Source organism: Microbacterium suaedae, from assembly GCF_003254645.1.
Lineage (GTDB): Bacteria > Actinomycetota > Actinomycetes > Actinomycetales > Microbacteriaceae > Microbacterium > Microbacterium suaedae.
In genome coordinates this window covers 691,026-711,586 of sequence record NZ_PNFD01000001.1, presented here as the reverse complement: position 1 = coordinate 711,586, position 20,561 = coordinate 691,026, and the positions used below count along the sequence as shown (strand labels likewise).

22 protein-coding genes, 1 pseudogene and 1 riboswitch are annotated in these 20,561 nt (G+C 68.8%); of the genes and pseudogenes, 11 read left to right on the top strand and 12 right to left on the bottom strand.

Annotated features, from left to right (window positions below; translation table 11 throughout):
• Nucleotides 1–186 precede the first annotated feature (186 nt).
• The 5 genes and pseudogenes from C0012_RS03250 to ribD form a co-directional block, all read right to left on the bottom strand.
• Nucleotides 187–537 (bottom strand): Fe-S protein, encoded by a 351-nt coding sequence (locus C0012_RS03250; RefSeq protein WP_110588221.1) that lies wholly within the window; start codon nucleotides 535–537, stop codon nucleotides 187–189.
• Nucleotides 538–547: 10 nt separating this feature from the next.
• Entirely contained in the window at nucleotides 548–1,021 is a 474-nt protein-coding gene (ribH, locus tag C0012_RS03245; RefSeq protein WP_110588222.1) for a 6,7-dimethyl-8-ribityllumazine synthase, read from the bottom strand.
• Nucleotides 1,022–1,024: 3 nt separating this feature from the next.
• Nucleotides 1,025–2,314 (bottom strand): GTP cyclohydrolase II, encoded by a 1,290-nt coding sequence (gene ribA, locus C0012_RS03240; RefSeq protein ID WP_110588223.1) that lies wholly within the window; start codon nucleotides 2,312–2,314, stop codon nucleotides 1,025–1,027.
• Complete coding sequence (locus C0012_RS03235; protein WP_110588224.1) at nucleotides 2,311–2,946, bottom strand: riboflavin synthase; 636 nt, start codon at nucleotides 2,944–2,946, stop codon at nucleotides 2,311–2,313. Before C0012_RS03235 ends, ribA begins: the two co-directional genes overlap by 4 nt.
• Nucleotides 2,947–3,323: 377 nt before the next feature.
• Nucleotides 3,324–4,328 (bottom strand): annotated as a pseudogene (ribD, locus tag C0012_RS03230) (bifunctional diaminohydroxyphosphoribosylaminopyrimidine deaminase/5-amino-6-(5-phosphoribosylamino)uracil reductase RibD); the annotation flags it as partial.
• A 52-nt stretch (nucleotides 4,329–4,380) separates the two neighbouring features.
• Nucleotides 4,381–4,521, bottom strand: a riboswitch (FMN riboswitch).
• Between the two features lie 554 nt (nucleotides 4,522–5,075).
• Here ribD and C0012_RS03225 point away from each other — a divergent pair.
• Nucleotides 5,076–5,720: a hypothetical protein gene (locus C0012_RS03225; protein WP_162621780.1), complete on the top strand. Its 645-nt coding sequence runs from the start codon at nucleotides 5,076–5,078 to the stop codon at nucleotides 5,718–5,720.
• Between the two features lie 119 nt (nucleotides 5,721–5,839).
• A complete protein-coding gene (locus C0012_RS03220; RefSeq protein ID WP_110588226.1) occupies nucleotides 5,840–6,358 on the top strand; it encodes a GNAT family N-acetyltransferase in 519 nt (172 codons plus the stop codon).
• Nucleotides 6,359–6,471: 113 nt separating this feature from the next.
• Here C0012_RS03220 and C0012_RS03215 read toward each other — a convergent pair whose 3' ends face one another.
• The 5 genes from C0012_RS03215 to C0012_RS03195 are packed head-to-tail and all read right to left on the bottom strand — an operon-like array spanning nucleotide 6,472 to nucleotide 12,021.
• Complete coding sequence (locus tag C0012_RS03215) at nucleotides 6,472–7,023, bottom strand: GNAT family N-acetyltransferase (RefSeq protein WP_110588227.1); 552 nt, start codon at nucleotides 7,021–7,023, stop codon at nucleotides 6,472–6,474.
• A complete protein-coding gene (gene trpS, locus C0012_RS03210; RefSeq protein WP_110588228.1) occupies nucleotides 7,016–8,020 on the bottom strand; it encodes a tryptophan--tRNA ligase in 1,005 nt (334 codons plus the stop codon). The genes C0012_RS03215 and trpS overlap by 8 nt, the downstream gene beginning before the upstream one ends.
• Before the next feature lie 28 nt (nucleotides 8,021–8,048).
• Nucleotides 8,049–9,053, bottom strand: a complete 1,005-nt coding sequence (locus tag C0012_RS03205; RefSeq protein ID WP_232527758.1) for an NUDIX hydrolase — start codon at nucleotides 9,051–9,053, stop codon at nucleotides 8,049–8,051.
• A 2-nt stretch (nucleotides 9,054–9,055) separates the two neighbouring features.
• Nucleotides 9,056–11,245 (bottom strand): RNA degradosome polyphosphate kinase, encoded by a 2,190-nt coding sequence (locus tag C0012_RS03200; protein ID WP_110588229.1) that lies wholly within the window; start codon nucleotides 11,243–11,245, stop codon nucleotides 9,056–9,058.
• Nucleotides 11,246–11,298: 53 nt separating this feature from the next.
• Nucleotides 11,299–12,021 (bottom strand): winged helix-turn-helix domain-containing protein, encoded by a 723-nt coding sequence (locus C0012_RS03195; RefSeq protein ID WP_110588230.1) that lies wholly within the window; start codon nucleotides 12,019–12,021, stop codon nucleotides 11,299–11,301.
• Nucleotides 12,022–12,205: 184 nt separating this feature from the next.
• On the opposite strand from C0012_RS03195, the gene C0012_RS03190 reads away from it, so the two are divergent.
• From C0012_RS03190 to C0012_RS03170, 6 genes are all read left to right on the top strand, one after another.
• Nucleotides 12,206–12,559, top strand: a complete 354-nt coding sequence (locus tag C0012_RS03190; protein WP_110588231.1) for a hypothetical protein — start codon at nucleotides 12,206–12,208, stop codon at nucleotides 12,557–12,559.
• 38 nt (nucleotides 12,560–12,597) lie between these two features.
• Nucleotides 12,598–12,732, top strand: a complete 135-nt coding sequence (locus tag C0012_RS15785; protein WP_269777914.1) for a hypothetical protein — start codon at nucleotides 12,598–12,600, stop codon at nucleotides 12,730–12,732.
• Between the two features lie 78 nt (nucleotides 12,733–12,810).
• Nucleotides 12,811–13,419, top strand: a complete 609-nt coding sequence (locus tag C0012_RS03185) for a nitrobindin family protein (RefSeq protein ID WP_110588232.1) — start codon at nucleotides 12,811–12,813, stop codon at nucleotides 13,417–13,419.
• Nucleotides 13,419–14,528, top strand: a complete 1,110-nt coding sequence (gene ygfZ, locus C0012_RS03180; protein ID WP_110588233.1) for a CAF17-like 4Fe-4S cluster assembly/insertion protein YgfZ — start codon at nucleotides 13,419–13,421, stop codon at nucleotides 14,526–14,528. Before C0012_RS03185 ends, ygfZ begins: the two co-directional genes overlap by 1 nt.
• An 18-nt stretch (nucleotides 14,529–14,546) precedes the next feature.
• Nucleotides 14,547–15,653 carry an FUSC family protein gene (locus C0012_RS03175; RefSeq protein WP_110588234.1) on the top strand — a complete coding sequence of 369 codons (1,107 nt, stop codon included), beginning with the start codon at nucleotides 14,547–14,549 and terminating at the stop codon, nucleotides 15,651–15,653.
• Nucleotides 15,654–15,684: 31 nt separating this feature from the next.
• Complete coding sequence (locus C0012_RS03170; protein ID WP_110588235.1) at nucleotides 15,685–16,428, top strand: phosphoglyceromutase; 744 nt, start codon at nucleotides 15,685–15,687, stop codon at nucleotides 16,426–16,428.
• A gap of 63 nt (nucleotides 16,429–16,491) precedes the next feature.
• Here C0012_RS03170 and phoU read toward each other — a convergent pair whose 3' ends face one another.
• Nucleotides 16,492–17,184, bottom strand: coding sequence for a phosphate signaling complex protein PhoU (gene phoU / locus C0012_RS03165; RefSeq protein ID WP_110588236.1), 693 nt, complete (start codon nucleotides 17,182–17,184; stop codon nucleotides 16,492–16,494).
• A gap of 193 nt (nucleotides 17,185–17,377) precedes the next feature.
• Between phoU and C0012_RS03160 the strand changes: the two genes are divergently transcribed.
• Together C0012_RS03160 and C0012_RS03155 are read left to right on the top strand one after the other, a co-directional pair.
• Nucleotides 17,378–18,571 (top strand): sensor histidine kinase, encoded by a 1,194-nt coding sequence (locus tag C0012_RS03160; RefSeq protein ID WP_110588237.1) that lies wholly within the window; start codon nucleotides 17,378–17,380, stop codon nucleotides 18,569–18,571.
• Nucleotides 18,568–19,251, top strand: a complete 684-nt coding sequence (locus C0012_RS03155) for a response regulator transcription factor (RefSeq protein WP_110588238.1) — start codon at nucleotides 18,568–18,570, stop codon at nucleotides 19,249–19,251. Before C0012_RS03160 ends, C0012_RS03155 begins: the two co-directional genes overlap by 4 nt.
• Before the next feature lie 70 nt (nucleotides 19,252–19,321).
• On the opposite strand, the gene C0012_RS03150 is transcribed toward C0012_RS03155, so the two are convergent.
• Nucleotides 19,322–19,858 carry a DNA modification methylase gene (locus C0012_RS03150; RefSeq protein WP_198411047.1) on the bottom strand — a complete coding sequence of 179 codons (537 nt, stop codon included), beginning with the start codon at nucleotides 19,856–19,858 and terminating at the stop codon, nucleotides 19,322–19,324.
• A 174-nt stretch (nucleotides 19,859–20,032) separates the two neighbouring features.
• Between C0012_RS03150 and C0012_RS03145 the strand changes: the two genes are divergently transcribed.
• Nucleotides 20,033–20,518 carry a CarD family transcriptional regulator gene (locus C0012_RS03145; RefSeq protein WP_110588239.1) on the top strand — a complete coding sequence of 162 codons (486 nt, stop codon included), beginning with the start codon at nucleotides 20,033–20,035 and terminating at the stop codon, nucleotides 20,516–20,518.
• Nucleotides 20,519–20,561: the final 43 nt, after the last annotated feature.

Here is a 20,561-nt window from a genome sequence, read left to right as displayed (position 1 = left end):
GTCGAGAGGCCGCAGAATCGCCGAACGCGCCGACGAGAGCATCGGCGCGCGAACGACAACGATACCGCACAGATTGCGCAGAACGCCCACGGCGCCCCACCTCGCACGCGATCGTGCGTTGAGGAAGGGCGCCGTGGGATGCTGCAGCTGAGCAGTCTGATCAGCGCATGGCTTCTTCAGTCATCGTCACCACAGGACGGCGATGCTCGCGTTGAGCAGTGTGAGGACCCCGATGGGCCAGAAGATCGCGCCCGGCGCGGAACCCTTGCGCTTCTGGCGACCCGCGCCGATGCCGAGCAGTGCGCCGACCGCGATGACCACGATGAGCTTCACGCTGATCTTCGCGTAGTTCAGCTCGCCGTCGATGCCCCACGGTGCCGCGAGCGCGACCCCCGCCACGAGGGCGATCGCAAGGCCCCAGTTCATCAGCTTGGTGATCTCTCGGCGACCGCTCGTCGCCTCGACGAGCCAGGCACCGAACAGGGTGGCGAATCCGATGAGGTGGATGACGAGGACGATGCTGCGCAGGATCTCCATAACTTCTACTCTACGTAGAAAGATCGCGGAGCGCGAGTACCGCTCGCACTGCGGCGTCGGCCGCCTCGAAGCCCTTGTCTTCCTTCGATCCTTCGAGTCCTGCGCGGTCGAGGCCCTGCTGCTCGTCATCGATCGTGAGCACGCCGAACCCGACCGGCTTGCCGGCGTCGAGGGCGACGCGCGTGAGCCCATCCGTCGTCGCGGACGCGATGTACTCGAAGTGCGGCGTGCCGCCGCGGATGATGACGCCCAGCGTCACGACCGCATCGGCCCCCTCGGCGAGGGCGCGCTGCGCCACGACCGCGAGCTCGAAGGCGCCCGCCACGCGCACGACGCGGTAGTCGGCGTTCGCCTCCTCGAGCATGCGCTCGGATCCCGCGAGCAGCGCATCGGAGATGCGCGCGTGCCACGTTCCCGCCACAACGACGACGCGGATCCCCGTCGCATCGATTCCGCCCTGCTGGGGCTGTCCCGTACCGGCCACGTTCTACGCTCCCTCGTGCATACGCGCGACGGCATCCTGCAGCTCGGTCTCGCCGATGATGTGCCCCATGCGGTCGCGCTTGGTCTCCAGATACTGGTGGTTGTTCGGGCCGACGCCCACGATCAGCGGCACCTGCTCGGCGACGTCGATCCCGAATCCGCGCAGCTGCGCGACCTTGTCGGTGTTGTTCGTCAGCAGGCGCAGCTGATCGACGCCGAGATCCGCGAGGATCGAAGCCGCCGCCGCGTAGTCGCGGGCATCCGCGGGAAGGCCGAGCTCGGTGTTCGCGTCGAGCGTGTCGAAACCGCGTTCCTGCAGCGCGTAGGCGCGCAGCTTGTTGATGAGGCCGATTCCACGGCCCTCGTGACCGCGCATGTAGATCACGATGCCTCCGCGCTGCGCGATCGTCTCGAGCGCCGCATCGAGCTGCGGGCCGCACTCGCACTTCAGAGATCCGAGGGCTTCGCCCGTCAGGCATTCCGAGTGCACGCGCACGAGCGGTGCGTCATCGGAGAGATCCCCCGAGACGATCGCCAGGTGGTCGGTTCCCGTGACGCGGTCGCGGTAGGCGAGGAAACGCATATCGCCGTGCCGCGTCGGAACGGTGGTGTCGGCGCGCAGACTCACCGCGCGCGTCGCCGGCGCCTGCGGGGAAGGCGCCTGCGGATCTGCCGCATCCAGGTGCGCGGCGAGCTGCTCGATCGTCACGACGGGCACGTTCTCGTCGCGGCCCATCTCGAGAAGACCGGGAAGCCGCATCATGTCGCCGTCGGCGGCGATGACCTCGCCGATGACGCCGACCGGCGCGAGCCCGGCGAGGCGCATGAGATCGACGGCGGCCTCGGTGTGGCCGGCGCGCTCGCGCACGCCGCCCGGCATCGCCCGCAGCGGGAGGATGTGACCGGGTCGGATCACGCTCGCGGCCGTGGCATCAGGATCCGCGAGCACGTTGAGGGTGCGCGCTCGATCGTGCGCGCTGATCCCGGTCGTCACGCCGTCGGCCGCGTCGACCGAGACCGTGTACGCGGTGCCTCGCGCGTCCTCGTTCCGCGCCACCATGGGCGGCAGATCGAGGCGATCGGCCCACTCGTGGGGCATCGGCGCGCACAGGTAGCCGGAGGTGTATCGCACCATCCAAGCGATCTGTTCGGGCGTCGCGAGCTGAGCCGAGAGGATCACGTCGCCCTCGTTCTCGCGGTTCTCGTCGTCCGCGACGAGCACGGGGCGTCCGGCGCGCAGCGCGGCGATCGCCTCGTCGATCGTCGACAGGGGGGAGAGGGCGGGGTCGGTCATCGCGTGGATCCTTCGGAAGCGGGGACAGCGGCGAACGCCGTCAGGCGCTCGACGTGGCGGGCGAGGATGTCGGTCTCGACGTTGAGGCGGTCGCCGACGCGGCGGTCGCCGAACGTCGTCGCCCGCAGGGTCTCGGGGATGAGGGAGACCTCGAGCCAGGAGGTCTCGGCGGCAGGCGCGCTCACCGCGCTCACCGTGAGGGAGGTTCCGTCGAGTGTGACGGATCCCTTGTCGACGACGAGCCGGGCGAGATGCGCGGGGATCTCCACGCGTACGACCTGCCATTCGTCGCCCGGGCGCACGTCGATCACGGTGCCCGTGCCGTCGATGTGTCCCTGCACAATGTGGCCGCCGAGGCGCCCGCCCGATGCGAGCGCGCGCTCGACGTTCACCCGTGTCCCCGGTTCGGCGCCGGACAGCGTCGACATGTCGAGCGTCTGCTTCATCACATCCGCGGTGAAGCCGTCGTCCGTCCAATCGACGACGGTGAGGCACACGCCGCCGATCGAGATCGAGTCACCGTGTCCCACTCCCTCGACGGCCGTCGGCGCGTGGATGGTGAGGCGCACGCCGTCGCCCGACGGCTCGACGGCCGTGATCAGGCCGATCTCCTCGATGATTCCCGTGAACATCAGCTGCTTGCTCCTTCTGCGGACGTGTGGTGCGCGGCGCGCATACGGGCGATTCCGTCGTGCGCCGCGGAGGGCTGGCCGGGGGTGTGGGCGCCGCCGCGCTCGCTTGGTTGCTGGGGTGGATGGTGGGCGGCGTGTTCTTCGCGGGGTGGCTGGGCACGAGTGCGCGCCGCGTGTTCGTCGTTCGGTGCCTGGGCCGTGTCGTGGGTGGTGTGTCCGTTGCTCGGTGCCTGGGTCGAGTCGAGGGCGGCGTGTTCGTCGTTCGGTGCCTGGGCCGAGTCGTGGGTCGTGTGCGCGCCGCGGGGTGCCTGGGTCGAGTCGTGGGTGTGCAGTCCCGTGGCTTCGGCGGACGCCGAGGGAAGGGACGAACCGGCTGTCCGCGGCACCGCGATCAGGAGGAGATCGTCGCCGAGACGCTCGACAGCCTCGAGGGAAAGGAGTCGTTGGTCTGCGATCGTGTCGACGCCGATCTCGGTCAGCGCCGTGCGGGGGCCACCGAGCAGCGTGGGCGCGACGTAGGCGAGCACGCGATCGGCGAGCCCGCGCGCGATGAACGCGCTCGCGAGAGTCGGACCGCCCTCGACGAACACTCGATGCAGGCCGCGCTCGGTGAGATCGTCGAGCACGGCGTCGAGATCGCGGGTCGGATACGCGAGCGGAGCGTGCGGGTGGCGGCGGATCCGGGCGTCGTCGGGAACCTCCCGCGCGCCGATGACGACGGGGACGGGCTGGTTCGGGAACAGCGCGTCGCCGTCGCGCGCAGTAAGAGCCGGATCGTCGGCGTGGAGCGTGCCGGTGCCGACGACGATCGCGTCAGCCTCGGAACGGCGACGATGCACGTCGGCGCGCGCAGCGGATCCTGTGATCCACTGGCTCGTTCCGTCAGCCGCGGCGGCGCGGCCGTCGAGGCTCTGCGCCCACTTGACCGTGACGTGCGGGCGCCCCAGCCGTCGGGTCGTGAGCCAGGTGTCCAGGAACGCGCGGGCGTCGTCCTGGAGGACGCCGCCTTCGACGTCGATCCCGGCCGCGCGCAGGCGCGATGCCCCGCCACCCTCGTGCTCGCCGGGGTCGTCCATCGCGTAGACGACGCGCGCGACTCCCGCCGAGATGAGCGCCTCGGCGCACGGTCCGGTGCGACCGCGGTGATTGCACGGCTCGAGCGTTACGACGGCCGTCGCGCCGCGCGCCCCGTCGGCGCCGAGGTGGGAGAGTGCGTCGACCTCGGCGTGGGCGGTACCGGCTCCGTGGTGCCAGCCCTCGGCGATGACGCGACCCGTCGGGGCGAGGATGACGGCCCCGACCTGCGGATTGCGGCTGCGGCGGCCTCGCGCGGCGAGCTCCAGAGCGTGGCGCATCGCGGCGATCTCGGCGTCCGTGGCCATCCGGATCCCTTCGGTCAGGGCGCCGGGGATCACGGAACAGGCCCATCGGGCCTGCCGTGCTGCCTTCCATCCGGACTCGCAGGCAGAACCTGCATCACCGTCGGTTCCGGAATCTCACCGGATCAACCCCTCATCGGAGGGGGTCGCGGACTCTACCGCCGGTTCGGATTCTCACCGACCCCGGAGCACGTGTGGCACACAGTCTAACGCCGAGACCGCGGGCTTATTCCCGGCAATCCGAGGCTGCGCCGCCGAGGCCTGACTTCTGCCCGCCACCGCGCGGGGCGAAATGCACAACGACGCCAATTCTGTGCGGAAGTGCGCAGAATCCGGTTTCTGCAGGGGTGCAGGTCGAGAATTGGCGTCGTTGTGCATTCGGGGACGCCGTGACTTGGGCTGGCGGGGCCGACCCGGCGGAGGCCGATGGGCGTAGGGCGGTCGATCAGCGTGCTCACAATCGCCGATCGGCCGAGTTTTTCCACAGCAGCCCCGGGATTCCGCGGGCGCGTGGCGGCGCCGGATCCACGGATTCGGCAGGGTCACCTCATGGCGACAACCAGTGACGATTTTCGAGTCGCGTCCTACAGGGAACTGCGCGCGGAAGGCATGACGCGAGATGCCATTCGGCGCGCCGTGACAGACGGACACCTCTTCCACGCAAGGCGGGACAACTATGTGCTGGGATCGGCGAGCGACGCCGTCAAGTCTGCCGTGCGCGTTGGCGGACGCGTCGACTGTGTTTCGTGCATGCGCGAGCTCAGCGTCTTCGTCCTACGAGACGACGGGCGAACGCATGTGCAGATCGAACGGGGACGTCACTGGCTGCGCTCGCCGCGGTCCCGGTCGGTCCGTCTCTCTGTCGACGGCCGTCGCGTCGTCACGCACTGGCGGTTCGACGGCGCAGAGGCCGACTCGGCGATCGCGAGCATCCCGGCTGCGGTCGCGCAGGCCGTGCTCTGCCAGGATCCTCGTGCAGCGATCGCGACGCTCGACAGCGCGCTGAACAAGCGGGTGCTCGCTCCCGAGGAGATCGGTGAGGTGTTCGAGCTCCTGCCGCGCCGGCTGCAGCGGCTGCGACGGTTCATCGATCCGCGCGCAGAGGCCGGTGCCGAGACCTTCGCGCGGCTGGCGGCGCGCACCCTGGGCGTGACGGTCGAGCTGCAGGTCGAGATCGAAGGGGTCGGACGAGTGGATCTGCTGCTCGACGGCTGGATCATCGTCGAGTGCGATAGCCGAGAGTTCCACGGCGGGTGGGAGATGCAGCAGCGTGATCGGGAGCGGGATCTCGCGGCCGCCGCGCGCGGGTACGCCACGCTTCGTCCGACCGCGAAGATGATGTTCGACCGACCCTCGGTGTTCGTGGAGGCCGCGCGCGGGCTGCTCCGCCGGTGAACTGAACCTGCACAACGACGCCAATTCTGTGCGAGCTTGGCCGACACGCCGGTGCGAGCGGGTGGCCTGCGCAGAATTGGCGTCGTTATGCATCCGGCCCGCACCCATACGCTGGACGCATGACGCTCGACCGCCGGACCCCGCTCGACACCGCTCGCCTGCGATTCCGCGAGATGGGGGAGGGCGACCTCGACGACATGGCGGCGCTGCTGGGTGATGCCGACGTGATGCGGTTCTATCCGGCGCCGAAGTCTCGGGACGAGGCTGCCGAGTGGATCCGCCGTATGCAGGAGCGCTACGAGACGCACGGCTTTGGTCTCTGGATCATCGAGACCCATGACGGCGAGTTCGTCGGCGACTGCGGCCTGACGTGGCAGAGGTCGAACGGCCGGGCCGTGCTCGAGGTCGGCTACCACGTGCGCGCGGATCTGCAGGGGCGCGGATACGCCACGGAGGCGGCTCGGGCGTGCGTCGAGGAGGCGCGACGCCGTTTCGCCCCGACCGAGCTGACGGCGATCATCCACCCTGAGAACATCGCTTCCCGACGCGTCGCCGAGAAGCTGGGCATGACCCACACCGAGGATGACCACGGCCACGACTGGATCGTCCGCACCGTCATGTCGATGCAGCTGATCTGACGCTCCGACACAACGACGCCAATTCTGCGCCGAGCAGGCGCCGGTACCGGCGCGTCGGGCAGGTCTGCACAGAATTGGCGTCGTTGTGCAGGGGGGGATCCGCGGAACCCGCCCTACAGCCCCCAGCTGACCTCGGTGCGAGGGTCGGTTGACAGCAGGCCGGCGATCCAGCCGTCGGCGCGCTGGCCGCCGTCGTCGAGCCCCTTCCGACGCACGCCCTCCAGCTGGAAGCCGAGCTTCTGCGCGACGCGGGCCGATGCGTGGTTGCCCACGACGGCGTGCCACTCCAGGCGTTCGAGCCGCATGGGGCCGAACGCGAAGTTCACGGCCGCGCGGGCCGCTTCCGTCGTATAGCCCTGTCCGCGCCCGGACGGCGCGGTCCAGTAGCCGAGCTCGGCCGCACCGTCTTTGATGCGGTGCAGCCCGACGACGCCGACGAGGTCGTCGCCGGCCCGCATGGCCCAGACGTGCTCCGTCCCCGACTCCCACCACTCCGCGACGAGCCCGACGAACGACTCGGCGTCCTCCCGCGTGTACGGGGAAGGGACGGTCGTGTATCGCTGGATCAGCGGATCCTGGCAGGCGTCGAAGATCGCGTCGACATCGTCGGAACCCGGAAGAGAAAGGAACAGGCGGGGCGTCGTGAGGGACGCCGGTTCACCCACGGCGCAGAAGTCCGACCCGCTCGTACACGGCCGACAGCGTCTCCTCGGCGGCCTCCGACGCGCGATCCGCGTTCGCGGACAGCACCCGGTCGAGCTCGGCCGTGTCTTCGAGCAGCTCGAGTGCACGCGCACGCACGGGCTCGAACTCGGCGACGATCACGTCGCGCAGGCCCTTCTTGAAGTCGCCGTAGCCACGGCCCGCGTACTCGTCCTCGATCGACGAGATCTCGCGGCCGGAGAGGGCCGCGTAGATCGTCAGCAGGTTCGAGACGCCGGGCTTCTCGGCGCGGTCGTAGCGGACGACGCCCTCGCTGTCGGTCACGGCGCGCATGACCTTCTTCGCCGTCACGTTGATGTCGTCGAGCAGATACAGCACGCCAGCCTGCGAGTCGGCGGACTTCGACATCTTCGCCGTCGGCTCCTGCAGATCGTAGATCCGCGCCGTCTCGCCCTGGATCACGGGCTTGGGCACCGTGAACGTCTCGCCGAAGCGCGAGTTGAAGCGCTCGGCGAGGTTTCGGGTGAGTTCCACGTGCTGCTTCTGGTCGTCGCCGACCGGGACGGCCTCGGCCTGGAAGAGCAGGATGTCGGCCGCCATCAGCACCGGATAGGTGAACAGCCCGACGCTCGTCTGGTCAGAGCCGTAGCGCTGCGACTTGTCCTTGAACTGCGTCATGCGGCTGGCTTCGCCGAAGCCGGTGATCGTGGAGAGGATCCACGCCAGCTCGGCGTGTGCCGGGACCTGCGACTGCACGTACAGCGTCGAACGCGACGGTTCGACACCGGCCGCAATGTATTGCGCGGCCGTGCGCCGGGTCTTCTCGCGCAGCCGCGCGGGATCCTGCGGCACGGTGATGGCGTGCAGATCGACGACCGTGAAGAACGCGTCGTAGTCATCCTGCATGCCGCGCCACTGCATGAGGGCCCCGATGTAGTTGCCGATCTGAAGAGAGTCGGCCGAGGGCTGCATACCGGAGAAGAGGCGTGGCTTTGTCACCGAACCATCCTACGGTGCGCCGGCCGCGTCACTTCGCCGGGGCGCGCTCGTCGAGCGGTGAATGGGTTTCGATCGCGACGACGCCCTCGTCGTTCCGTCCGCGACGGACGTGCACGATGGTGAAGGATCCGGTGCGCAGCGACGACGCATTGCGCAGCTCGCGCGATGATGGCGTTCCGGTCGCCTGCGCGACCGCCTCCATGATGGCCGGGAGCACGGGAGAGTGGGAGCAGATCACGGCTCCCTTCTCCTTGCGGATCCGCTTGTCGACGACGGGCGCCACGTCATCGTCGCCGGTCTCCCACGTCGCCTGACTGAGCGCGTCGACCGCGTATGCGCGCCTTCCCAGCTTCTGCGAGAGCGGCAGCACGGTCTCCTGGCAGCGCACGGCCGTCGACGTGACGACCTTCTGGATGCCGAAGGCGCGCAGCGGGCTGACCGCGGCGCGGGCCTGCTCTGTGCCGCGCGGTGTGAGCGGGCGCGCGCTGTCGGGTCCGTCGATCGACGAGCCAGGCACGGCTTGGCCGTGGCGCATGAGCGCGATCGCGAAGGTTCCGAGGCCGTCGACGGCGACGAGCTGCTCGAAGGCGCGGAGCACGTCGTGGTCGACGGGGTAGCTGAGCTCCTGACGTGCCGCGTCGATCGTCAGCCATTCGAGCGCCGCGATCTCCTTGTTCGGGCGGAAGGTCGATGCGCTCACGGCCTCGGGCGTCGCCTCGACGGCCCAGTAACGCACGAGCTTCTCCCGTCCCGACGGCAGGTGGTATTGCACGTCGCCCAGGGAAGGTCCGAGGATCCCGCGGATCCCCGTTTCCTCTTCGAGCTCGCGCACGGCCGTCTCGGGGAGCGTTTCTCCCGGGTCGACCTTCCCCTTCGGGAACGACCAGTCGCGGAACTTCTCGCGGTGCACGAGGAGAACTTGCAGCTCGCCTTCGACGTACCGCCACATCACCCCGCCGGCGGCGAGGACGACCGGCTTCGAACGGGGGCGGTTGCGGGCGCGGGCGAACGACGCCCCGGTCTTCGCCGCCACCCTCAGCGCCTCGTCTGCCGCGACCGGCGTCGACGCTGGATCAACGACATGGTCTTGTCCTGCACGTCGACGAGGGGCTTGCCCTCGGCGTCGACGTGATGCCTGGTCCAGGTGCCGTTCTCGCCGAGGTGCCACGTCGCCGAGGCGTCGTCCATCGCGAGGTCGAAGAACTCCACGAGTTCGGTGACGTGCTGCGGCTTCGTGATCTCGACGAGGGCCTCGACGCGTCGGTCGAGGTTGCGGTGCATCATGTCGGCGCTGCCGATGAACACCTCGGGGGATCCGCCGTTCTCGAACGCGAAGATCCGGGAGTGCTCGAGATAGCGGCCGAGCACGCTTCGCACGCGGATGTTGTCGCTGACGCCCGGGAGATCGACGCGCAGACTGCAGATGCCGCGCACCCAGACATCGACCTGGGCGCCCGCCATCGAGGCGCGGTAGAGGGCGTCGATGATCTCTTCGTCGACCATCGAATTGACCTTGATGCGCACGTGCGCGGGGCGCCCCGCTGCGGCGTGTTCCCGCTCCCGGTCGATCATGCGCAGCAGTCCCTTGCGCAGGTGCAGGGGCGCCGTGAGAAGACGCGAGAACTTCTTCTCGATCGCGTAGCCGCTGAGCTCGTTGAACAGGCGCGTCACGTCGCGCCCGATGACGGGATCGCACGTGAAAAGGCCCATGTCCTCGTACAGCCGGCTCGTCTTCGGGTTGTAGTTGCCGGTGCCGACGTGCGTGTAGTGGCGCAGCTGGCCCTGCTCCTCGCGCACGACCGATGCGATCTTGCAGTGCGTCTTCAGACCGACGAGTCCGTACACGACGTGCACGCCCGACTTCTCGAGGATCCGCGCCCATTCGATGTTGTTCGCCTCGTCGAAGCGGGCCTTCACCTCGACGAGTGCGAGCACCTGCTTGCCGTTCTCGGCCGCGTCGATGAGCGCTTGAACAACGGGGCTGTCGCCCGAGGTGCGATAGAGCGTCTGCTTGATCGCGAGCACCTGGGGATCGCGTGCCGCCTGTTCGAGGAACGCCTGGACGCTCGTCGCAAACGACTCGTACGGGTGATGCACGAGCACGTCGCCCTGGCGGATCGCTGCGAACACGTCGGCCTTCGCGTGCTTCGAGTCGGTGTCGGTCGGCTGGAAGGCGAGCGCGGTGACGGGCACATGCTTCTTGTAGCGCAGGTCCGGCCGGTCGATCTTGCCGAGCTGGAACAGTGCCCGCAGATCGAGCGGAGCGGGGAGGCGGTAGACCTCCTGCTCCGAGATGTCGAGCTCGTCGAGCAGCAGGCCGAGCGTCACCTCGTCCATGTCCTCGGTGATCTCGAGGCGGATCGGCGGCCCGAATCGGCGCCGGAGAAGCTCCTGTTCGAGCGCCTGGATGAGGTTCTCCGACTCATCCTCTTCGATCACCATGTCCTCGTTCCGGGTGAGGCGGAACGCGTGGTGTTCGATGATCTCCATCCCGGGGAAGAGCTCGCCCAGGTTCTCCGAAAGGAGGCGCTCGAGCGTGAGGTAGCGAACACGGTCGCTCTCGGGATCCTTCTCGGGCACCCGGACGGCGCGCGGGAGCATGGGAGGCACCTTGATGCGCGCGAACTCCTCGCGGCCCGTCCGAGAGTGGCGGATGCGCACGGCGAGGTTGAGCGAGAGCCCCGAGATATAGGGGAACGGGTGGGCCGGATCCACGGCAAGAGGCATGAGCACGGGGAAGACGTGCTGCTGGAAGTACTCGTACAGGCCCGCGCGCTCGAGGTCGGTGAGGTCGTCCCAGCTGACGAACTCGATCCCTTCTTCGGCAAGGGCCGGACGCAGCTTCTCCTGCCAGGCGGACGCGTGGCGTGTCTGCAGCTCATGCGCTTCGCGGCTGATGCCCTCGAGTACGCGGTGGGGCGTCGTGCCGATGTTCGTCGGCACCGCCAGACCGGTGAGGATGCGTCGTTTGAGGCCCGCGACGCGCACCATGAAGAACTCGTCGAGGTTGCTCGCGAAGATCGCCAGGAAGTTCGCTCGCTCGAGCAGCGGCACGTTCGGATCCTCGGCGAGTTCGAGCACGCGCTGGTTGAACGCGAGCCAGCTGAGCTCGCGGTCGGAGAACCGGTGGTCGGGGAGGTCGGATTCGTCGACCTCGATGAGGTCGTCGAAGTCGTCGTCCTCCGCGTCGCCCAGGCCAGTGTCGACGATCGTGGAGTCGGTCATGGTCTCCATCCTGACAGCGTCATGCGACGCGGAGGTGAACGGTCAGCAGAGGCTCAGGACGTCTGCCGCGTGCCCGGGGTGGGCGAGGAGGTCTCCGCGCGGGTCGATGCCTTGCTCTCGTCGGCGACGTTGAACCGGTAGCCGACGTTGCGCACCGTGCCGATGAGGTGGTCCAGGTCTCCGAGCTTCGCGCGCAGGCGCCGCACGTGCACGTCGACCGTGCGGGTGCCGCCGAAGTAGTCGTAGCCCCAGACCTCGCTGAGCAGCTGCTCGCGCGTGAACACGCGCGAGGGGTGGGTCGCGAAGAAGTGCAGGAGCTGGAACTCTTTGTAGGTGAGGTCGAGCGGTTTGCCGCGCACCTTCGCCGAGTAAGATGCCTCGTCGATCGAGATGCCCGAGGTCTGCACGCGCGTCGTCTCGGGCTCTTCGTCCTTTCGCCCGAGGGCGAGACGAAGACGGGCGTCGACCTCTGCAGGGCCAGCGCCCGTGAGGACGACGTCGTCGATGCCCCATTCGGGGGACACAGCCGTCAGGCCGCCCTCCGTCGTCACGAGGATCAGGGGGGCGTCGAGACCCGTCGTCGTGAGGATCCGACACAGAGACTTCGCGTTGGCGAGATCGCCGCGGGCGTCGACGAGGATCACATCGGCGCTCGGAGCGTTCACGAGCTGCGCTGGCGCGGCGGGGATCTGCTTCACGCGGTGGCTGAGAAGCTCCAAGGCGGGCAGGACGGGCCCGGAATCGGGGGATGAACTGAGTACGAGCAGCTGGGCCACGGGGCACTTCCTCTCGGGCCGATATGGGGGCGCCGACCCTTGTGGTGTGACCCAATGATAGAGGAAGCTGAGAGCGTGCTGTGCGGTGCCGTGATCACGCCGCGGGCTGCGAGGGATCCGCGAGCATCGGGCAGAATGGACGCGTCGGCCCGGAATGCCGGGCTCATCGCAGAGAGGGAGCCGCATGTCGCAACCGGGGCAGACGGCGCCGAGATCCGGGATCATCGGCCGGATCGCAGGCAGCCAGGGACTCCTCCTGCCGTGGAGCCTGGCCTTCGTGTTCGCTGTCGTCGTGATGATGTTCACGCCGATCGACCAGCGTTGGGGATGGGTCTCGTCGACGGCTGGGGTGTGCGTCATCCTCACCTTCGTGGCGCAGATCATCATCGGCCGTGTCGATGGCTTCATCCTGCGCACCGCGACGGCCGCACTCGGGTCTGTGCTGATCGTCGGAATCGTCTCACTCCTCGGTGCCCTGTTCACGGCGGTCGCCGCGGGCATGTCCGTCTTCCCGGCGGACGGGTTCCCGGCGACGTGACGTCGCGGCCCTGCGCCGCTGCGCGGTAGAGTGGGGTCATGCTCGAATTCCTCGCCGACGTCGACGTTTTCGCCCTCGAGATGTTCTTCGTGGGTCTTCTGGGCCTCGCGAGCCTGGCGATCGCGTTCGTCTCGGGCGCCGTCCTGGTGAATCTGTTCCGCGGCCAGAAGTGACGCGCGACGCCGAGGGCGGCTCCTGAAGAGCGCCCGACGCGTCCACCCTGTCCGCGAGCCGGATACGCTGTGGGGACCATGATCGAGATCCCCACAGACATCCCCGCCGACCTGGTCCCTCTCTCGTGGCTCGTCGGCGTCTGGGAAGGCACCGGCGTGATCGACTACCGCGTGGGCGAGACCCACTTCGCGGGCGAGTTCACGCATCGAGTGAGCTTCAGTCATGACGGCGGGCCCTTCCTGAACTACTCGGCGACGGCGACGCTGCTCGCGACCGACGAACGCCCCGCACAGAAGCTCGTGTCCGAGACCGGCTTCTGGCGGCTGGCGCGCCCTTCGTCCGAAGCTCTGCCCGGTCCCGGCCTGCTTCCCGCCCTCGGCACAGAGCCTGCGCGCACCGCGGAGGACGTCGAGAATCTGCGCACGAAGGACGACGGCGGCTTCCCGGTCGAGGTCGTGCTGTCGCACTCCGACGGCGTGCAGGAGCTGTATGTCGGCGAGGTGAATGGCCCGCGCATCGACCTCGGAACCGACGCGGTCGTCCGCTCGGCGGGCGCGAAGCCATACGCCGCCGCGACGCGCATGTACGGACTCGTCGACGGTCACCTCCTGTGGGCCTGGGACATCGCGGCGCTCGGGCGGGAGCTCGCCTCGCACGCGTCGGCGCGACTTGCGAAGGTGCAGTGATGACGGATCCTCTTGCCGCCCGCCCGGGGATCGTCGTCGACGACGACGGCGTGATCCTGCACGCCGGCGCCCCCGCCATCGAGCAGCGCCGCCTCGCCGAGGGCGCGGCCATCGCGCCGCGCGGCGATCGCGCCGTCCTGGCTCTCTCGGGCGAGGAGCGTCGCTCCTGGCTCGACTCGATCACGTCGCAGGCGATCGGATCCCTGCAGCCGGGCGAGAGCTCCGAGCTTCTCGTCCTCGACCCGCAGGGGCATGTCGAGCACGTCGCCGCCGTCGTTGAGGACGGGAGTACGCTGTGGCTCCTCGTCGATCAGGGCGACGCTGAGCCCCTCGCGAAGTGGCTCACGATGATGCGCTTCCGGGCGAAGGTCGAGATCTCGGTGCGCAACGATCTGCGGGTCGTCGGAGCGATGCGCGGTGCCGATGCGGCGGAGCGTCTCGTGTCGGCGGCGATCGCGCCCGAGGGGGCGCCGGTCGTGTGGACTGACCCCTGGCCGGACGTCACGGCGGGCGGATGGCAGTACGCCGTCGCCCCCGAGCACCCGGGCGCCGAGTATCACTGGGTCGAGGCGGTCGTCGATGCCGCGGGCGCGGAGAAGCTTGCAGACGCGGACATCGCGGGATCCCTCGCCGTCGAGGCGCTGCGCATCGCCGCCTGGCGCCCGCGCTGGTCGGCTGAAGTCGATGGCCGGCTGATTCCGCACGAGGCCGATTGGCTGCGGACGGCTGTGCACCTCAACAAGGGCTGCTACCGCGGGCAGGAGACCGTCGCGAAGGTGCACAATCTCGGGCACCCGCCGCGCCGCCTCGTGATGCTGCACCTCGACGGATCCGATTCGGTGCTTCCCGAGCGGGGTGACGTCGTCCTCGCCGACGACGCCGAGGCGGGCGTCGTGACCTCCGCGGCGCGACACCACGAGCTCGGGCCGATCGCGCTCGCGATCGTCGCGCGCCGCACGCCCGGCGACCAGGATCTCGTCGTCGCGCACGGCGAGTCGCGCATCGCGGCGGCGCAGGAGATCATCGTCCCGGCCGACGCGGGGCGCACGGCCGAGGTGCCGCGTTTGACGCGCCTGTCGCGCCGGAAGCAGGCGCAGCCGCCGGCCTGATCCGGCTAGCCTCGAAGCGTGCCCGACACCGATCCGCTCACCTCCGTCGTCCCGACGCGCTGGCACGCCGGATACCGCCCGCGCGCGGGCCTGCTGCGCCTGCGCGATTCGTGGGTTGCGCTCGTGCAGATCGTGCTGGCGGCGTCGGCCTCTTTCGGGATCGCCCACATCCTGATCGGGCATGCGATGCCGCTGCTCGCCGTCACCGTGACGATCTCGAGCCTCGGCCTCTCGCGCGATGCGCGCCCCTCGCATGTCGCGCAGACCGTCGGGGGCATGCTCACGGGGATCGCGATCTCCGAACTCGCTCTGCTGTTCCTCGTGCCCGGGTGGTGGGAGCTCGCGGTCGTACTCGCCCTCACCCTCGCCATCGCGCGCTTCCTCTCGCCGTCGCCGCAGTTCCCGATCGCGGCGGCGATCCAGACGGCGATCGCGTTCATGCTGCCGCTCGGGCAGTTCACAGGCATGCGGATCCTCGATGGAGCGATCGGCGGTGTGATGGCGATCCTCGTGACGGCCCTCCTTCCGCGCAACCCGATGGGGGCGATCCTGCGCGACGCGCGCGCCGTCTTCGGCGACGTCGACCGCGCGATGGCGCGCCTCGTGCGCGGCCTGCGCCGCGGCGATCGGCTGCGCTCGGAGCGTGCCCTGCAGAAGGCGCGTGAGCTGCAGGGGCCGCTGTCGGCCTGGGCGACCTCGCTCGATTCGGGGCAGGCGATCTCGAGCGTGTCGCCGTTCCTGCGTTCGCGGCGACTCGAGCTGGCGCGTCTGCGCCGGATCCACGATGCGATGGATCTCGCGACTCGGAACCTTCGCGTCGTCGCGCGACGCGCGCACTATGCGGTCGAGGACGGCGAGCCGCGCGAGGAGGTCGCGGCTGTCGTCGAGGAGATCCGACGGGCGACGGAGATCCTTGCGGTTGCCGTCGACGACGTGTCTCAGGAACAGGCGGCGCAGGCGGCGCTGCGGGGGATCGCGACGAGGCTGGATCCGGCGGCCCTCGCCCCGAACGGCCGGATCGGCGACCAGAGCGTTCTCGCCTCGCTGCGCCCGCTCGTCGTCGACCTCCTCGTCGCCGCGGGAGAGCCGCGGGCAGACGCGTCTCACGAGGTACCGCGAGTGTGAGGCCGGGTGCGCGCCCAGTAGGCTGGGAGCCATGACGCACACCCTGATCCTGCTCCGCCACGGGCAGAGCGACTGGAACGAAAAGAACCTGTTCACCGGCTGGGTCGATGTGCGGCTCACCGAGAAGGGGCGCGGCGAGGCGCAGCGCGGCGGAGAGCTGCTGCGCGAGCAGGGCGTGCTGCCCGACGTGCTCCACACGTCGCTGCTGAGCCGTGCGATCCAGACGGCCAACATCGCCCTCGAGGCAGCCGACCGCCTGTGGACCCCGACGAAGCGCTCCTGGCGCCTCAACGAGCGCCACTACGGCGCGCTGCAGGGCAAGGACAAGGCGCAGACCCTCGAGGAGTTCGGCGAGGAGAAGTTCATGGAGTGGCGCCGCTCGTTCGACGTGCCGCCGCCCGAGATTGCCGACGACGACGAGTTCGCGCAGACGGACGACCCCCGCTACATCGGGATGGACGGCGAGATGCCGCGCACCGAGTCGCTCAAGCTCGTCATCGATCGCATGCTGCCGTACTGGGAAGGCGAGATCGTCCCCGACCTGAAGGCCGGCAAGACGGTCCTCGTCGCGGCGCACGGAAACTCGCTGCGCGCGCTCGTGAAGCACCTCGACGGCATCAGCGATGACGACATCTCCGGTCTCAACATCCCGACCGGCATCCCGCTCGTCTACGAGCTCGATGACGAGATGCGCCCGACGGGGCCCGGTCGCTACCTCGACCCCGAGGCTGCGGCTGCGGGCGCGGCAGCGGTCGCTTCGCAGGGCAAGAAGTAGCCAGAAACACCGAAGGGGCTCGAAGGATCCGCGGATCCTCCGAGCCCCTTCGGCGTTCGTCGTTCAGTCGACCGGGCGTCGGTCCACGATCTCGACCGACGGGTCTTCCTCCTCGCCCGACCAGTCGCCGGTGGCGAGGTAGACGACCTTCTTCGCGACCGACACTGCGTGGTCGGCGAACCGCTCGTGGTAGCGGCTCGCGAGCGTCGCGTCGATGACGGCGGGGATCTCGCCGGAGAACGACTCGCCGAGCACCCGCTCGTACACGGACGCGTGGAGCTCGTCGATGTCGTCGTCGGTGTCGCGGATCTTCGTCGCATACGCGAGGTCCTGCGTGCGCAGGAGGTTCGTGAGAGTGCGCGCGACTTCGACGTCGAGCTCGCCCATCCGGGTGAAGGTGCTGCGCAGGCCCTTCGGAATCGCACGCTCGGGGTAGCGGGCGCGGACGAGCTGCGCGATGTGCTCGGCGAGGTCGCCCATGCGCTCAAGCGACGCGCTCGCGCGCAGAGCGGTGACGATGACGCGCAGATCGTGTGCGACGGGCTGCTGCATCGCGAGCGTCTCGATCGCGATCTCGTCGGTCGTGAGGACGAGCTCGTCGATCCTCTCGTCGTTCGCGATCACCTCTTCGGCGAGCGCGACGTCGCCCGTCGCGAAGGCCTTCGTCGCCTTCTCGATCGCCTCGGCGACGAGCTCGGAGATCTCGGCGAGGCGGTTCTGGATGTCTTCGAGGGTGTCGTGGAACACTTCCCGCATGATGGGAGGCCTTTCCGGTCGTGGTGAGTCCTGCGGAGCTGAGCGAGGTCGGGCCCAGCGTCGCGCACGGCGGCGGCGATTGTGTCGAGCGAAGGTTAACGGCTGGTGGAACCCTCGTGAACACTCGCGCTCCGGCCCCGCCGTGCTGTGGGGCCGTTCACACGCGAGTGTGGGATGACTTTACCCTGTAGTCATGCCCGAAGCACTGCTCGCCCTCCTTGTCGGGGTGCTCATCGGAGCCGGTGCGACCGTCGTGATCTTCGCCGCGATGCGTTCTCGCGCCCGCGCCGAGGAAGCGGCGCACCCCCGCGTCCCCGACGCCGTGACGGCGATCCTCGACGTCCTCGAGGATGCTGCGATCATCACCGATCCGTCCGGGACGGTCGTCGCCACGTCGCCGTCGTCGACGTGGGTGGGCTCGGTCGTGGGCGAGCGCCTCGATCAAGACGAGCTCCGCGAGCTCATGAAGGAGGCCCGACACGCCGGGATCTCCGAGTCTCAGACGATGCGGATCCGCGCCGGTCGGCTCTCTCGCGAGGCGCGCCTTGTCGTCGCCCGTGCCGCGCAGATCGGCGGGGGATTCATCCTCGTGTTCGTGCGCGATATCTCCGAGCAGGAACGCCTGCAGCAGATGCGGCAGGACTTCATCCAGAACACGAGCCACGAGCTGAAGACCCCCGTCGGGGCGATCGCCCTGCTTGCCGAGGCGCTCGAGATGGCGGCCGACGATCCGGTGCAGGTGCGGCGCTTCACTGAGCGGATGTCGGCGGAGGCCGACCGGCTCGGGCAGCTCACGGGGCGCATCATGAATCTCTCGCGGCTGCAGGCCGCTGACGAACTCATCGACGTCGGGGACGTCGCGATCGACGAGGTCGTTCAGGCCGCCGTCGAGGCGCAGCAGGTGACGGCGACGGCGGCCGAGGTGGATCTCGTCGCTGGCGGAGACCGCGGCTGTTACGTGCACGGAGATGGGCGCGTGCTCATCGAGGCCGTCAGCAACCTCGTGTCGAACGCGATCGCATACTCCTCGAAGGGATCCCGGGTCGGCATCGGCGTGCGCGAGGGCGACGGTGCCGTGGAGATCGCCGTGACCGATCAGGGCATCGGCATCGCCGAGAACGATCAGAATCGCATCTTCGAGCGTTTCTTCCGCGCCGATCAGGCGCGGTCGCGCCACACGGGCGGAACGGGCCTCGGCCTGTCGATCGTGAAGCACGCGATCCAGCGCCACGGCGGGGAGGTGCGCCTGTGGTCGCGAGAAGGCCAAGGGTCTACGTTCACGATCCGGTTGCCCCTCGCGGAGCCCCCGGCGGACGCCGCCCGGGATAAGAAGCAGAGCAAACGCGCGGCGAAACGAGCCGCGCAGAGGAAGGAAGAGAACGCATGACGCGTGTGCTGCTCGTGGAAGACGAACCCGATCTCGCGGATCCGCTCGCGTACCTGCTGCAGCGAGAGGGCTACGAGGTCGAGATCGCCGACGACGGCGAGAAGGCGCTGCGCGTGTACCGCGAGCACGGCGCCGACGTCATCCTTCTCGACCTGATGCTCCCGGGGATCCCGGGAACAGAGGTCTGTCGTCAGGTGCGAACGACATCGCAGGTGCCGATCGTGATGCTGACGGCGAAGGACAGCGAGGTCGACATCGTCGTGGGGCTCGAGCTGGGCGCCGACGACTACGTCACGAAGCCCTACTCGTCGCGCGAGCTGCTCGCGCGGATGCGCGCTGTGCTGCGGCGCTCGGCCACGGCTGACGAGGATCTCGATGAGCACGTTCTCGAGGGCGGCCGCGTCACGCTCGACATCGACCGCCACACGGTCGCCGTCGATGGCGAGCAGATCAACATGCCTCTGAAGGAATTCGAGCTGCTCGAGCTGCTCATGCGGAACACGGGCCGCGTGCTCACGCGCGGCCAGCTGATCGACCGCGTGTGGGGATCCGACTACTTCGGAGACACGAAGACGCTCGATGTCCACATCAAGCGGATCCGCTCGCGCATCGAGGAGACGCCGTCGAAGCCGCGCATGCTCGTGACCGTGCGCGGGCTCGGCTATCGATTCGAGGGGTGATCTCGGCGCTCTACGCAGAAGTCCCCCGGTCGCCGAGAGGCGCCGGGGGACTTCTCCGTGTCGGGCGGGATCAGTGGCCGCCGGACTCGTCGCTCGTCGAGAAGTCGTAGTGCGAGCAGTGCTCGGTGTCGGCAGCCGTGTCGTTCGGCGCGAGGTCGGCATACTCGGTGAGGCAGTTGTTGAGGATGGGAACCTCGATCTCGACGCCCTGAGCGTCGCCAGCCTGCAGGTACATGCCGAGTGTCGATCCGGGGATCGTGTCGAGGTCGGCGATCAGCTCGGGGTCGGCGTCGATGCCGAGACTCACGGTCTCGCCGGCGGGGACGTCGATCGAGGTGTCGCCCGTGCCCCAGTCGAGCGCGAGGCTCTGCGCGCTGTCGGTGTCGTTGATGAGCACCGCGACGAAGTTGCCTTCGGCGCCGTCGTGATCGGCCACGACGAAGGCGTTGCGAACATCAAGGCTCGGGCCGTCGACCGCGGGGAGGTTGACCCCGTCAGAAGCCGTGTACTCGAACGTCGTGGCCTGCGTCGTCATCGCACCACAACCGGTGGCGGTGAGAAGCACGATGCCGGTGGCGGCGAGGGACGCGATGGTGCGCGATTTCACGGATCCTCCAGGTGGTGCGGACGCCGCGCATGCTGCGGGCTGCGATCCATCCTAGACGGTGCGTCCGAGTGCTCACGCGCGCGGGGGTGAGAGGGGCGGACGAATGCGAGGCGCGGATCCTAGCGCATATGTCGCTGTGGTAAACTCTCCGAGGCTGGGAAGGACGTAATCCATATGCTTTTTGAGGTTGGCGAGACTGTCGTTTACCCCCATCACGGGGCCGCAACCATCACCGAAGTCAAGACACGAGTCATCAAGGGTGAGGAGAAGACCTACCTCAAGCTCAACGTCACGCAGGGAGACCTGGTGATCGAGGTTCCTGCCGACAACGTCGATCTCGTCGGCGTCCGCGACGTCATCGACGAGGGGGGCCTCAACGAGGTTCTCGACGTCCTGAAGGCCGCGTTCACCGAGGAGCCCACGAACTGGTCCCGCCGGTACAAGGCCAACCTCGAGAAGCTCGCCTCGGGCGACGTCATCAAGGTCAGCGAGGTCGTTCGCGATCTGTGGCGTCGTGACCAGGACCGCGGGCTGTCCGCGGGCGAGAAGCGCATGCTCGCGAAGGCGCGCCAGGTTCTCGAATCCGAGCTGGCGCTCGCCAAGAAGGTCAGCGAAGAAGAAGCGGCGAAGATCCTCGACGAGGCGCTCTCGAGCACCTGAGCGACGAGAGAGCTCGCACCGCCCCGCACCCGCAACAGGGTGC